At 78.0% G+C, this 13,677-nt stretch carries 13 protein-coding genes; 10 read left to right on the top strand and 3 right to left on the bottom strand.

Annotated features, from left to right (window positions below; all coding sequences use genetic code 11):
- Positions 1-148 precede the first annotated feature (148 nt).
- The 10 genes from P3H78_RS23345 to P3H78_RS23300 all read left to right on the top strand — a co-directional run bounded on the left by P3H78_RS23345 (position 149) and on the right by P3H78_RS23300 (position 9,367).
- Entirely contained in the window at positions 149-589 is a 441-nt protein-coding gene (locus P3H78_RS23345; RefSeq protein WP_276111081.1) for a hypothetical protein, read from the top strand.
- Complete coding sequence (locus P3H78_RS23340; RefSeq protein ID WP_276111080.1) at positions 586-1,626, top strand: hypothetical protein; 1,041 nt, start codon at positions 586-588, stop codon at positions 1,624-1,626. Before P3H78_RS23345 ends, P3H78_RS23340 begins: the two co-directional genes overlap by 4 nt.
- Positions 1,613-3,046, top strand: a complete 1,434-nt coding sequence (locus P3H78_RS23335; RefSeq protein WP_276111079.1) for a V-type ATPase 116kDa subunit family protein — start codon at positions 1,613-1,615, stop codon at positions 3,044-3,046. Before P3H78_RS23340 ends, P3H78_RS23335 begins: the two co-directional genes overlap by 14 nt.
- Positions 3,031-3,441 (top strand): ATP synthase subunit C, encoded by a 411-nt coding sequence (locus P3H78_RS23330; protein WP_276111078.1) that lies wholly within the window; start codon positions 3,031-3,033, stop codon positions 3,439-3,441. The genes P3H78_RS23335 and P3H78_RS23330 overlap by 16 nt, the downstream gene beginning before the upstream one ends.
- A gap of 12 nt (positions 3,442-3,453) precedes the next feature.
- On the top strand, positions 3,454-3,663 hold the full coding sequence (locus P3H78_RS23325) for a hypothetical protein (protein WP_438828024.1): 210 nt from the start codon (positions 3,454-3,456) through the stop codon (positions 3,661-3,663).
- Positions 3,660-4,178: a hypothetical protein gene (locus P3H78_RS23320; RefSeq protein WP_276111076.1), complete on the top strand. Its 519-nt coding sequence runs from the start codon at positions 3,660-3,662 to the stop codon at positions 4,176-4,178. Before P3H78_RS23325 ends, P3H78_RS23320 begins: the two co-directional genes overlap by 4 nt.
- On the top strand, positions 4,166-5,905 hold the full coding sequence (locus P3H78_RS23315) for a V-type ATP synthase subunit A (protein WP_276111075.1): 1,740 nt from the start codon (positions 4,166-4,168) through the stop codon (positions 5,903-5,905). The genes P3H78_RS23320 and P3H78_RS23315 overlap by 13 nt, the downstream gene beginning before the upstream one ends.
- A gap of 4 nt (positions 5,906-5,909) precedes the next feature.
- On the top strand, positions 5,910-7,352 hold the full coding sequence (locus P3H78_RS23310) for a V-type ATP synthase subunit B (RefSeq protein ID WP_276111074.1): 1,443 nt from the start codon (positions 5,910-5,912) through the stop codon (positions 7,350-7,352).
- Positions 7,349-7,978 carry a V-type ATP synthase subunit D gene (locus tag P3H78_RS23305; protein WP_276111073.1) on the top strand — a complete coding sequence of 210 codons (630 nt, stop codon included), beginning with the start codon at positions 7,349-7,351 and terminating at the stop codon, positions 7,976-7,978. Before P3H78_RS23310 ends, P3H78_RS23305 begins: the two co-directional genes overlap by 4 nt.
- A 612-nt stretch (positions 7,979-8,590) precedes the next feature.
- Entirely contained in the window at positions 8,591-9,367 is a 777-nt protein-coding gene (locus P3H78_RS23300; protein WP_276111072.1) for an OsmC family protein, read from the top strand.
- Between the two features lie 21 nt (positions 9,368-9,388).
- Here the strand turns inward: P3H78_RS23300 and P3H78_RS23295 are convergent, their stop codons facing one another.
- From P3H78_RS23295 to P3H78_RS23285, 3 genes are all read right to left on the bottom strand, one after another.
- Entirely contained in the window at positions 9,389-9,841 is a 453-nt protein-coding gene (locus P3H78_RS23295) for a universal stress protein (RefSeq protein ID WP_276111071.1), read from the bottom strand.
- Positions 9,842-9,887: 46 nt separating this feature from the next.
- Positions 9,888-11,294: a nicotinate phosphoribosyltransferase gene (locus tag P3H78_RS23290; RefSeq protein ID WP_276111070.1), complete on the bottom strand. Its 1,407-nt coding sequence runs from the start codon at positions 11,292-11,294 to the stop codon at positions 9,888-9,890.
- Between the two features lie 511 nt (positions 11,295-11,805).
- On the bottom strand, positions 11,806-13,674 hold the full coding sequence (locus P3H78_RS23285) for a PAS domain S-box protein (protein WP_276111069.1): 1,869 nt from the start codon (positions 13,672-13,674) through the stop codon (positions 11,806-11,808).
- Between the last annotated feature and the right edge of the window lie 3 nt (positions 13,675-13,677).

The following is a 13,677-nucleotide window of genomic DNA, read 5'->3' as shown; positions in this document are numbered from 1 at the left end:
GGTCGTGCCCCTCCGCCACCACGCTCCGGCCCCCGGGCGCCGGAGCCTAGGGCCGGACGGTCCACCGATCGAGGCACCCCGGGCCCTCTCCACGGCACGCGGCGCGGGAGCACGCTGGGACGGAAGGACGAACTTCCGGGAGTGGACGGTGCTCCGATTCCACGACTTCCTCGCGCGCTTCCGCCCGGCCGGTACGGCCGGAGCCGCGGCGGCGGGCGTACCCGCCGACCGGGCGGCGGACCGCGCGGCGGAACTGGAGCCGCTCCTCTCCCTCCTCGCCGGGGCGCAGGACGAGGCCGCGGACATCCGGCGTGCGGGGCAGGCCGAGGCGGACGCGGTGCGGCGGCAGGCGTACCGGGCGGCCGAGGAGATCGCCGAACGGGCCCGCGCCGGACGCGCCGAGGCCCACGCCGCCGGCTTCGCCGAGGGGCGCGGCGCGGCCGCCGCGCGAGCCGACGAAGTCCGCCGGGCGGGACGGGCGGCGGCCCGGGACCTGTCCCGCCGTGCCGCGGCGCGGATGCCCGCACTGGTGGACCGGGTCGTCGCGGACGCGCTCCGCGGCGCCGCGGACGGCGGGGGAGCCGGATGAGCGCCGGCTGGGTGGCCGGCACGGTCCGGGCGCGCGCCCTCGCGGCCCGCTGCGCCGGCCCGGAGGGCGCCCGCGAACTCGCCCGCAGCCGCAGCCTCGACGAGGCTCTGCGGCGGCTCGACGCGACGCCGTACCGGTCCCGGATCCGCACCGTGGAGTCCCTGCCCGCGGCCCAGCGGGCCGTCGCGGCGACGCTGCTGTGGCACCTGCGGGTCCTCGCGGGATGGCTGCCCCGGGGCGGGGTCGGCATCCTGCGCCCGCTCGCCGCGGGCTTCGAGATCGCCAACGTCACCGCGCTGCTGTGTCCTCCCCCCGACCCCACCCCGCCACGCAGCGTGCCGCCCGGCTCCGACGAACCGACCGCGTCCCCGCCCCCGGGCGCGGAGGATCCGCGGGAACCGGCACCGGCCGCCGACGCCGGGCTCCCCGACCGCCCGCGGCCGTACGAGCCGGGCGCCCTGGCGACCGCATGGCGCACCCTCGCGGCCGCGGCGACGCCCGCCGCGGTCCGTGCCGCACTCGCGGCCTCCGCCTGGGGCGACCCCGGGAGCGACATCCCGGGCCCGCTCCTCAGCGCGATGCGCCTCACGGCCGCGCTGCACACGGCCACCGCCTCGGCCGCCGCCCCCGAGGGCCGCCGCTGGGCCGCGGGCCGGGCCGCGCTGGTCACCGCCCGGGAGTACTTCGTGCACCGGCGGGACCTGTCCGACGGTGCCCGCCGCAGCGCCACGGCCCTGCTCGGCGTCCGCGCCGTGGACGCGTCCACGTACGACGGCTTCCGGCACGCCCTGCCCGCGACGGCCCGGTGGGTGCTCGACGACGCCGGCACGGCCGGGGACCTCTGGCGGGCCGAACTGCACTGGTGGCACACGCTGGACACCGACGGCCGGGCCACCGTGCGCACGGCACGCACCGGCCCCGCCGTCGTCGTCGGAGCGGTCGCCGTGATGTCGGCAGACGCGTGGGCCGTCCGGGGCGCGCTGGCCCTGGCCGCACGCGGCGGAGCAGCCCCGGGGGCCCGTGATGCCCTGGTCTGAGGCACTGCTGCCGGTCCGGATGCGGCGGGTGGCCGTCGTCGTGCCGCGCGTCGCGCTGCGTGCCGCGCTGGTCCGGCTGGCCGACGCCGGCTGCGTCGAGCTGGACGTCGCGGAGGGTGCGGCGCCCGGCCCTGCCGCCCGGCGGCTCCAGGCGGCCGGCGGCCATCCCGGTCCCGCCCGGCTGGACCCGGCCGGGCCCGTCGCGGACGCGCCCGGGGGAGACCTCGGCGGCGCCCTGCTCAAGGGCGAGGCGGAACTGGAGGAGCGGGCCCGCGGCGGGGTCCGGCAGGGCGACGTCACGGCCCTGGCCGGCTGGTGCCCGTCCGCCGCCGTCCCCGGGCTGGCCGAGCGGCTGCGCGGCACCGGCGCCGTCCTCGTGCCGCTGAGCCGCCCCCGCGGCGTCGACCCGCCCACCCTGCTGCCGGGGGTGCGGCGGCCCGACCGGCCCGCGTTCACCCCGCTGGTGTCCGCGTACGGGACGGTGCCGTACGCGGACCTCGACCCGTCCTGGCCGGCCGGCGTCGTCTACGTGGCCCTCTTCGGCATCATGTTCGGGGACGTGGGCCACGGGGCGCTGCTGGTGCTGATGGGCGTGCTGCTGTGGCTCCGCCCGCCCCGCCGGGCGGAGCCGGTCCGGCGGATCTGGCCCTTCCTCCTGGGCGCCGGGGCCTGCGGGATCGCGGCCGGCTTCGCCTACGGGGAGTTCTTCGGGCCCACCGGCCTGCTGCCGGTGCTGTGGCTGAACCCGCTGGACGACCCCGAGCGGCTGCTCGTCGCCGCCGTGGTCCTGGGTGCCGTGCTGCTGGCCTGCGCGCACGTGGCGGGCGCCGTCAACCGCTGGCGCGAGCGGGGTCCCTCGGGCGCCCTGTACGCGGCGACGGGCGGCGGCGGCCTCGCGGTCCACCTGGGCGTCGCGTCCGGCGTGCTCGCCCTCGCCGTGCACCGCCCCGGCGCGGCCGCCGCCGGCGCCGCGCTCGCCGTGGTGGGGCTCGCGCTCACCGCGGCCGGCTTCTTCGCCACCACCCGGGGCGGCTTCGCGGGCGGCTCCGAGACCGCGGTGCGGCTGTACGACGTGGTCGTGCGCGTCGCCACCAACACGGTCTCCTTCGCCCGGCTCGCCGCCTTCGGGCTCACCCACGCCGCCCTCGCCGCCCTCGTGTGGCGCGGCACCCTGGGCCTGGCCCGGCACGGCGGCCCCGGACTCGCGGGCGCCGTCGTCCTCTTCGCGGCCGGGACCGCCCTCACCTTCGCCCTGGAGGCCCTGGTGGCCGCGGTGCAGGCCCTGCGGCTCGAGTACTACGAGCTCTTCTCCCGGCTCTTCGAGTCCCAGGGCCGGCCGTTCCGGCCCTGGCACGTCCGGCCGGCCCACCCCGCGCCCCGCGGCGCGGAACCGGAGGTGACCGCATGCTCGCCTGGCTGATCGTCCTGCCGCTCGTCGCCGCGGCCTTCGCGGCCGTCCGTCTGCTCGCCCGCCGCCGGCCCCGGCACGCGCTGCGGTGGATCCTGGCCGCCGACGCGGTCCTCCTCGGCGGTGCCGGGGTCATCGTCCTGACCGCCCTGTCGGCGCCCGCGCAGGCCGCCGGCGGCGGGAGCACGACGGGAGCGGGCGGCGCCGCCCTCATCGGCGCGGCCATCGCCGTGGCCGGCGCGTCGATCGGCGCGTCCATCGCCGTCGCCTACACGGGAGCCGCCGCGCTGGCCGCCCTCAGCGAACGGCCCGAGCTCTTCGGCCGCGCCATGGTGATCGTCGGCCTGGCCGAGGGCATCGCCGTCTACGGCCTGGTCGTCGCGATCCTCCTGCTCGGGCGGGCCTGACCGATGGGGACCGTGGCCGCCATCGGAGAGCGGACCAGGGTCGGCGGACTCGCCCTCGCCGGCGTGGTCGTGCTCCCCGCGGAGGACCCCGGCACCGCACGGGCGGCCTGGGACGCCCTGCCCGCCGACGTGGTCCTCGTCTTCCTCACCCCGCGGGCCGCCGACGCCCTCGGCGACCGCCCCGCCGCCGGGCCGCCCCTGATGGTGGTGCTGCCGCCGTGACCGCGACGAGCCGCCGCTGCGACGCGGCCCTCGAACCCGTCCGTGCGGCCCTTCTCGCCGAGGCCCGCGCCGACGCCGCGGCCGAGGCGGCCCGCGCCCGCGCCGACGCGAGGGAGACGCTCGCCGCCGCCCGCGCCCGCGCCGACGTCGTCCTCGCCGAGGCCCGGGAGACCGGCCGCCGCGACGGCGCCGCCGCAGCCGCCCTCGACCTGGTCCACGCCCGCCGCGACGCCGCGCACGCCGAACTCGCGGCCCGGCAGGCGGCCTTCGACACCCTGCGCCGCCGGGTCGCCGACGGCGTCCGCACCGAGGCCGCGCACCGCGACGGCCTTCCCGAGGCCCTCGCCGCGCGGGCGCACCGGCTGCTCGGCCCGGACGCCACCATCACCCCCGGCCCCGGCGGCGGTGTCGTCGCCGCCGCTCCGGGACGCCGCGTGGACCTGACCCCGGCCGCCCTCGCCGAGCGCGCACTGACCCGCCTCGGCGCCCGCACGGAGGACCTGTGGGCGCCGTGACGCCGGGCGGAGTCCCGGAGCCGTCCGTGGTCCGCGTGGCCGGGCCGCTGGTCGAGTTCGGCTACGTCCCCGGCGTGGCCATGCACGACCTGGTGCTCCTGGGCCCGGCACGGCTCCCCGGCGAGGTCGTCGCCATCAGGGACGGCGTCGCCACTGCCCAGGCCTATGCCTACACCGGTTCCCTGGCCCCCGGCCATCCGGCCCGGCCGCAGGGCCACCCGCTCACCGTGCGGCTGGGCCCCGCACTGCTCGGCGGCGTCTTCGACGGCCTGCTCCGCCCGCTGGACGCGGCCGGCGACCGGCTCCTCGCCGCATCCGGCGGCCCCCCGCCCGACGACGACCGCACCTGGCCCTTCACCCCGCGCGCCCGCGCCGGCGACACGGTGGCCGCCGGCGACGTCCTCGGCGACGTACCGGGCGACCCGCAGCTGCGGATCCTCGTCCCCGCGGGCTGCTCCGGCCCCGTGCAGGACCTCGCACCCGCCGGCCGCTACCGGGCCGACGACCCGGTCGCCGTCGTCGGCGGCACGCCCGTCCACCTGTCCGAACCGTGCGGGGTGCGCACCCCGCGGCCCGTACGGGAACGCCTCGCGCCCCGGTCGCCGCTCGTCACCGGCCAGCGCGTCATCGACCTGCTCTTCCCGGTGGCCCGCGGCGGCACCGTCGCCGTGCCCGGCGGCTTCGGCACCGGCAAGACGATGCTGCTCCACCAGATCGCCAAGTGGTGCGACGCGGACGTCATCGTCTACGTGGGCTGCGGCGAGCGCGGCAACGAGATGGCCGAGGTGATCGCCGAACTGTCCCGGCTGGAGGACCCCCGTACCGGCGGACTCCTCGCCGACCGCACCGTCGTCGTCGCGAACACCTCCGACATGCCGATGATGGCCCGCGAGGCCGGCGTCCACACCGCGGCCACCGTCGCCGAGTACTTCCGCGACATGGGCCTCGACGTGGTCGTGATCGCCGACTCCACCTCCCGCTGGGCCGAGGCCCTGCGGGAGTTCGCGGCCCGCATGGGCGAACTGCCCGCCGAAGAGGGCTACCCCGCCGGCCTCGCCTCCGAGCTGGCCGCCTTCTACGAACGGGCCGCCGTGGTGCGCACCCTCGGCGGCACCACCGGATCGGTGACCCTGCTCGGCGCCGTCTCCCCGCCCGGCGGCGACTTCACCGAACCCGTCACGGCGCACACCGAGCGGTTCGTGCGCTGCCTGTGGGCCCTCGACCGCGACCTCGCCTACGCCCGCCACTACCCCGCCGTCTCCTGGGCCGACTCCTTCTCCCGGGACGCGGCCCCCCTCGCCCGCGGCCCCGCCGGACAGGACGACCCCGACCTGTCCGCCCGCCGCGCCCGCGTCACCCGGCTGCTCGCGGAGGCCGACCGGCTCGCCGACCTCGTCGAACTCGTCGGCATCACCGCGCTGCCCCCCGCCGAGCGGATGAGCGTCCTGGGCGGGCGGCTGCTGCGCGAGGGACTGCTCCAGCAGAGCGCGCTGTCCCCGGCCGACGCCACCTGCTCACCCGCCAGGACCGCCGCCCTCGCCGACGCGGTGCTCGCCGTGGCCGACGCGTGCGCGCGGACCGCGGACACCGCCGCCCGCGCCGACTCCGTCGAGGAGGTCGACTTCACCCCGCTGCTGCGGGCCCGCGAGGAGGCGGGCCCACGGGAGACCGCGGGCATCGCGGCGGCCCGGGACACCGTGCTGGCCCGACTGAAGGAGGTGCGGTGAACCCGTGAGCGAGGTCGAGTACACCGCCGTGCGCGAGCTGCGCGGCCCGCTCCTCCTGGTCGACGGCGTCGCGGGCGTCGGGTGGGACGAGTTCGCGCTGGTCCGCACCGCGGACGGCGCGCCCCGCCACGGGCTCGTCCTGGAGGTCGACCGGGACCTCGCCGTCGTCCAGGTGCTGGAGGGCACCTCGGGCCTCGACCCCCGCCGTACCCGGATCGCGTTCACCGGCTCGCCGCTGCGCATCCCCGTCGGGCCCGGCTGGCTGGGCCGCACGTGCAACGGCCGCGGGGAACCCGTCGACGGCGGGCCACCCGTCTTCGCCCCGGACACCGCCGACGTCGCCGGGGCGCCCGTCAACCCGGTGCGCCGCACACCGCCGGCCGAGCCCGTACTCACCGGTGTCGGCGCCATCGACGTGCTGACCACCCTGGTGCGGGGCCAGAAACTGCCGGTGTTCTCGGCCGCGGGACTCCCGCACCTCGAACTCGCCGTGCAGATCGCCGCACAGTCCTCGTGCGGCGGCGAGCCCTTCTGCGTCGTCTTCGCCGGACTCGGCCTGACCCACGCCGAGGCGCTCGCCGTCCGCGAGGGACTCGGCGAGCGCGCCGCGGCCGGCGAACTGGTCCTCCTCCTCAACACCGCCGACGACCCGGTGATCGAACGCCTGCTGACCCCCCGCATCGCCCTGACCGTGGCCGAGCACCTCGCTTTCACCGGCGGCCGCCACGTCCTCGTCGTGATGGGCGACATGACCGCCTACGCGGAGGCCCTGCGCGAGGTCTCCGCCTCCCGCGGCGAGATCCCGGCCCGGCGCGCCTACCCCGGATACCTGTACAGCGACTTCGCCTCCCTCTACGAGCGCTGCGGGAGGATCCGCGGGCGCCCCGGATCCGTGACCGTGCTGCCGGTGCTGACCATGCCGGCCGGGGACATCACCCATCCCGTCCCCGACCTCACCGGATACATCACGGAGGGACAGATCGTCCTCGCGCCCGCCGCCCACGCCCGCGGGGTGTACCCGCCCGTCGACCCCCTGTCGTCGCTGTCCCGGCTGCTGCGTTCGGGTGCCGGCGCGGGCCGCACCCGCGAGGACCACCCGGCGGTCGCCGCCCAGCTCATCGCCGCGCTGGCCCGGGCCCGCCAGGTCCGCGAACTCGCCGACCTCGTCGGGCAGTCCGCGCTCGGCCCCGCCGACCGCCGGCACCTCGACATGGAGGACGCCTTCCTCCGCGACTTCGTCGCCCAGGGCCAGGACGAGAACCGCCCCCTCGACGCGGCCCTCGAACGGGCCTGGCAGGTCCTGCTCCACCTCCCCGCGGCACACCTCGGCATGCTCCCCGCCGACCTGCTCCGCCGGCGCCTGCGGGCCACCGGGGGTCCCGGCCCGGCGGCGGGCCCCGGCGCCCCGCCGCCCGGACGGGCCGGGCCGACCGGGGCGGAGCCGTGACCGCCCGCCGCAGCCGGCTGCCCGGTCGCGCCGGCCGGTTGCGCCTGCGCCGCCGGCTCGCCGCGGCGGAGCGCGGCGCCGACCTGCTGGAACGCAAGATGCGCCTGCTCCTGGACCGGCGGCGCGCCCAGGAGGACACCGCACGCACGGCCGAGGCACGCTGGCGGGAGCTGATCGCCGCCGCGGAGGACTGGCTGGTGAAAGGGGTGGTGATCGCGGGAGAGGGATCCGTCGCGCAGGCGGCTCCCGGCACCCCGGGCACGCTCGACGTGAGCTGGGACGTGCTGATGGGCGTCCGCCACCCCTCCGGCAGCGCCTGGACACCCCCGGCCCGCGATCCCGGCGCGGCGGCGGCCCGCTCCACGGCCCTGGTCCACGCCGAGGCGGCCTACCGGGACGCCGTCGAGGCCGGGGCGCGGTACGCCGTCGCCCTGGCCGCCGCCGCCCTGCTGTCTGCCGAGGCCGACCGCACCCGGCAGCGCGTCCGCGCGCTGCGCCGCCACTGGATCCCCCGCCTCACCGCGGAACTCGCAGCCGCGGACCAGGCGCTGGAACAGACCGAGCACGAGGAGTCCGTCCGCCGCCGCTGGGCCGCGTCCCACACCCCGCCCCGGCTCCACCCGTAGCCGGACGGGACGGGCGACGGGTGGGGCCACCTCCACCCGGGCCTCGGGCGCGGAGGAGCGACCGGGCGGAAGCGGAGGGGACGGCACCCGGCGCGGCGGAATCGCCGTGCGGGACCTTCGCGGGCGTGGGTGGCCTGTTCGGCCCCAGACATCGCCACCGCCCCGGCGGTCGACTGGGACCTGCGACCGGCGGGGCCCGTACCCCGGCGATCCGGTTCCGCGTCCCCGCGAGCCGGGCCCCGGCCGCGACCGCCCGGTCGGCGACGGTCCTGGAGACGGTCGCCGCCCGACCGACGCGCCCCGCCCCGAACGGGCCGGCGCGGGGCCGATGGTGCTTCCGGCCGATCGGGCGGGGCGGACGCTGCGACCGGCGACCGGCGACCGGCCACTCGGGCGTCCGAGGACCGCCGATCGGCCACCGAGGACCGGCCATCGGGCCACCGGGCCACGGACGACCGAGGACCGGAGATCGGCAGCCGGGCCACCGGGTGCCGGGCCCGACCCGCGGCCCCCGCCCGGCCGGCGGAGTGCGCGCGCCGCCCCGGTCAGGGAGCGGCCGTGACTCCCGGCCGGCCGGTGCCGGGCCGGCCGCGCGACCGGCAGGGAGGCGAGATGACCATCCGAACGCGCTGCGGCCGCACCATCGACGTGACCCGCTTCGCCCCGCCCGGACTCCCGTCGTCCATGGACCGGGTCGTCCTGGAGACCTCCTGCACGGCCCAGGACAAGGGCGAACTCTGGGCGTCGCTGACCCCGGAGGAGGCCCGGCGGCTCGCCGCGCTGCTGCTGCACCACGCCGCCGCCGTGGACCCGCCGCCCGCCGGCCCGCCGGGCCGCGTGGAGGCGGTGCACCTGACCGGCGACGTCTACGCCGTCCACACCCGCGGTCACGTCCTCACGGTCGACCAGCCCACGTCCGACGGCGGCGAGGACACCGCACCCACCCCCGTCGAGCTGCTCGTCGCGTCCGTCGCCTCCTGCGTCGCGCACTACGCGGGCCGCTTCCTCGACCGCCACGGCATCAGCCGCGACGGGCTGCGCGTGGACGCCCGCCACCGCATGGCCGAGGGCCGTCCGGCCCGTGTCACGGCCATCACCGTGACGGTGCACGCCCCGGCCCTGCCGCCGGACCGCGTGCCCGCGTTCCGCGCCGTGGTCTCGCACTGCACGGTGACCAACACGCTGGCGCACGGCCTCCGGACGCGGACGAAGATCGAGCACGGTCCGGCGGAGCAGCCGTCCGCGCCCCGGTCCGAGGGTCAGCGGGACGAGACGCCGACGACACCGGCGGCCGAGCCGGGGACGGCCCCCGCCTGCGGTCGCGGCGGCGGCCGGGCCGCCGCCGCGCAGCACCGGGCGGCGGCCCCGACACCGCGCGAGGACTCCTGAGGGCCGGTACGACGCCGGCGCTCAGTGCGCCTGCTCGTGGTCCTGGCGGACCACGACGACCGGGCAGGCCGCGTGCTGGGCGCAGCGCTGGCTGACCGACCCCAGCATCGCGCGGGCGAAACCGCCGCGCCCGCGGCTGCCGACGACGACCAGGTCCGCGCCGTCCGACGCCCGGATCAGCACCTCCGACGGGTCACCCTCCACGAGATGCTCCTCGACCCCGGACGGATGCTCGTCGGAGTAGACGGCGCGCAGTTCGTCGGCGAAGCGCTGCCGGGCCTGCTCCAGGTCGAAGTCGGGATCGATCGCGGGCCCGCTCCAGCCGATCGCCGAGGGCGTGTCCCAGACGTGGATCGCCTCCACCACCGCGCCGACCTGCCGCGCGTACCGCGCCGCCCAGCGCAGCGCGGCGTACGAGGACGGCGAACCGTCCACACCCACCACCACCCGTGCCCGCGGTTCCGTGGGTTCCATGGCCACCTCACTCAGCAGTCGCTGCCTCTTGAATCCGTCGAGGTCCCTACGTCCACGCTGCCCGCCCGGACGGGACTGTGCCAGCCGGGGAACCCGTCGCCGCCCCCGCGCCCGGACCTGCCGGGACAGGCCCGTACCGGGCCCGCAGTCGCTCCCCGAGCGCCGCGGTGGCGCGGGCCAGCCCGCGCGACACGCCGGGCCGCGGCGGCCGCGGCCCGCGGATCCGCAGCGCGGCCCCGGGCAGCGCGCCCAGGTCGGCACGCAGCCGGGCGCGCGCCGCGGCGAGGGTGTCGGGCGGGCCCACCCGCCGCCCGGCGCGCATCACGGTCCGCAGCAGCGGCTCCGTGTCCGGGGGCGCCGGCTCGTCCCGGAGCGCGACCAGGTCGGGCTGCCCGGGACGGCGGTGGACCTGCTTGCGTCCGGGCGCCGTGGCCTTCGCCGACGACAGCTTCATCACCGGGTTCCCGTCGTACTCCACGAGCTTGTAGGCCGAGTCCAGGTAGGGCGCGTCCGCCGCGGTGCCCACGCGCGTCCCGACCGCGAACACGTCGATCGGCGCCCCCGAGCGGACGAGGTCGTCCACGCGGTACTCGTCGAGACCGCCGCTGGCGATGATCCGGACCTGCGTGAGGCCCTGCGCGTCCAGCACCTGACGGGCCCCGCGCGCCAGCGCGCCGAGATCGCCGCTGTCCAGGCGGACGCCGGAGCCCGCCGGCGGGCCGAGGTCCCGCAGCACCCGGGCCGCCGTGGCGGTGCCGCGCAGCGTGTCGTAGGTGTCGACGAGGAAGGTGACCGGACCCGGATGGGCGCGGGCGAAGGCCCGGAAGGCGCTCTCCTCGTCGGGGAACGCCTCGACGTACGAGTGCGCCATCGTGCCCGAGGCGGGCAGCGCCCAGCGGACCGCCGCGGCGACGTCGCTGGTGCCGGCGAACCCGGCGAGGGCACTCACCCGGGCGGCCTGCAGGCCGGCGTCGCGGCCGTGCGTGCGCCGCAGCGAGAAGTCGACGACGGGGCGGCCGCGCGACGCCAGCACGCAGCGGGCGGCCTTGGCGGCGACGGCCGTCTGGTGGCTGACCTGATTGAGCAGGAACGTCTCCACCATTTGCGCCTCCGGCAGCGGGGCGGTGACCTCCAGCAGCGGCTCGCCCGCGAACACCGCCCGCCCCTCGGGGACGGCCCGCACCTCGCCGGTGAACCGCAGCCCTTCCAGCGCGCCGAGGTCGGCGGCCGGGCGGCCCAGCGCCGCCGCGAAGTCGCGGACGTCGCCCGGGGAGACGCGGAAGCCCTCCAGGAAGTCGAGGGCGGCCTCCAGCCCGGCGCTCACCAGGAAGCCGCGCTCGTCCGGCAGGTCCCGTACGAAGAGGCTGAAGGTGGCGGGCCGGTCCATGCCCTCCCGCAGGTAGGACAGGGCCATGGTGACCTCGTACAGATCCGTGGTCGTCACGTCGGACATGGCACCTCACCCCGCCCGGCCCCGCCGGGACGGTCCCCGGTTCCTGGGCCTGACCCCAGCCTTCCGGGGCCCGGCGCGGGCCGGAAGGGCCGACCGGCCCACGGCGGCGGGGCGGCGACCGGTCGGGACGCACCGGGCACTCCGGCACGGCGGCGGGGACGGTCGGCCCCGTGCCCGCGGGCCGTTCGGCCCCTCCTCGGGACCGGGCCGAGGGCCCGACCATGGACGCCGTGCCCGTGAGACGCCGGGCGGACCGGGCCCTCCCGTGACCGGACCGGGCCGCCCGCCGTCGCCCCGCGGCCGCGACGGACGGAGCGGGACGCGGCTCACGGGCCGGCGCCGGTGTGGGGACCGGCGCCCGCCGCCACGGCGGCTCCTGGGAGGGGGCGGGACCCGCGGCCGGCCCCGCCCCCGCGTCCGTGGGACCTCCGCGCCGCCGGAGCGCCGGCGCGCAGCCCCCCGCGAACGCAGGTGACGAGGTGTCACCTCCAGGCGGTCCAGGCGGTGTTCGTCACATTTTGAGCGTGAACCACGTCGTCTTGCCCTCGTCCGTGGGCCGCACGCCCCAGCTGTCGGCGAGGGTGCGGACCAGGAGCAGACCGCGGCCCGACTCCTCGTCCTCGGCCGCGAGGCGGGGCTGCGGCAGGTGCGGGCTGCGGTCGCTGACCTCGACGGTGAGATCCGTGGCGGTGCGGCACAGGCGCAGCCCGATCGGGCCCTCCGCGTGCTGCACGGCGTTCGTGAGCGTCTCCGACAGCAGGAGCAGCGCGTCGTCCGTGGACCGCCTGCACTCCCACGCGTCCAGCGTCCGGTCCATGAAGGCGCGCCCCTCGCGCACCGACGCCGGCGCGGCGGTGAGTTCCGTGGTGAGGGCGGCCAGAGGGGCTGCCGGGAGCTGGGCGAACAGCAGGGTGACGTCGTCGTTGTGGCTCTCGCTGTCGGGCAGCAGCGTGCACAGCACGTGGTCGGCGGCCGCCTCGAGCGCGGCGCTCCCGGTGAAGAACCGGTCGAGCACCGCGGTGAGTTCGTGCAGGCGGGCCTCGATGTCGCTGCCCGGGGTCTCGATCAGCCCGTCCGTGTACAGGACGAGCGTCGAGCCGGGGGCGATGTCCGCACAGGACTGCTCGTAGAGCACGTTGCCCACGCCGAGCGGGGCGTTGACCGGGGCGGACAGGGTGGTGACGCCCCGCTGCGGGCCGACGACCAGGGTCGGCAGATGGCCGGCGGAGCACACGGTGACATTGCCCGCGTCCGGGGCGACGACCAGGTAGCAGCAGGTGACGAGCTGGTCGGGCACGTCCAGGTCGGCGACCACGGTGTCCAGGGCCTGCATCAGCTGGCGCGGCTGCATCCCGGTCTTGGCGAGGGCGTGCGCGGCCGAGCGCAGCTGGCCCATGACGGCGGCGGCCTCCAGGCCTCGGCCCATCACGTCGCCGATCAGCACCCCGACCCGGCCCGCGCCCAGCGGGATCAGGTCGAACCAGTCGCCGCCGACGCCCGCGCCCTGGGTGGCGGGCCGGTAGCGGCTCGCGGTGGCCAGGCCGGGCAGTGCGGGCGGGGTCCCCATGAGGCTGCGCTGGAGGGTGAGGGCGATGTGCCGCTGCTGCTCGAGCAGGGCTGTCAGCTCGGCCTCCGCGCGCTTGCGGTCGCTGATGTCCCGGACGATGGCGCACGCGCCGACGACCCGGCCCCGGGGGTCCCGGGTGGGCCACAGGGTCACGTCGACGTCCAGGAGCGAGCCGTCCCGCGTGACCCGCAGCGTCTCGAAGTGCTCGACCTTCTCGCCGTGCCGCAGCCGCTTCAGCAGGCCGCTGACCTCGTCCTGCAGCTCGTCGGGGGCGAGCAGGGACACGTGCCGGCCGATGGCCTCCTCGGCGGTGTACCCGTACAGGCGGGCCGCGGCGGCGTTCCAGTAGGTGATGTAGCCGTCGAGGGTCTTGGCGAGGATGGCGTCCTGAGAGGACTCGACGAGCGCGGCGAGCTCGTTGATCCGGGCCTCGGCGGCCTTGCGGTCGCTGACGTCCCGCACGGCGGCGGACACGAGCAGCCCGTCCGCGGTCTCCAGCGGGCTGAGGCTGATCTCGACGGGGAACTCCGTGCCGTTCTTGCGCAGCCCGTGCAGTTCGAGGCCCGCGCCCATGGGGCGCACCTGCCCGTTGGCCGAGTACCCGCCGCGGTGCCGGGTGTGCTGGGCCCGGAAGCGGTTCGGCACGAGCAACTCCACCGGGCGGCCCAGGAGTTCCTCGCGGCCGTAGCCGAAGAGGGCCTCCGTCTGGGCGTTCACCAGCCGGATCGTTCCGGTGTCGTCCACGATGACCATGGCGTCCGGAGCCGCCTCCAGCAGGCCGCGGAACCTCTCCTCCGCGGCGAGCGGCCCCATGTC

Source organism: Streptomyces tropicalis (assembly GCF_029269835.1).
GTDB lineage: Bacteria > Actinomycetota > Actinomycetes > Streptomycetales > Streptomycetaceae > Streptomyces > Streptomyces tropicalis.
Note: the sequence above shows the minus strand (reverse complement) of the source record. Positions and strands in the feature narration are given on the sequence as shown.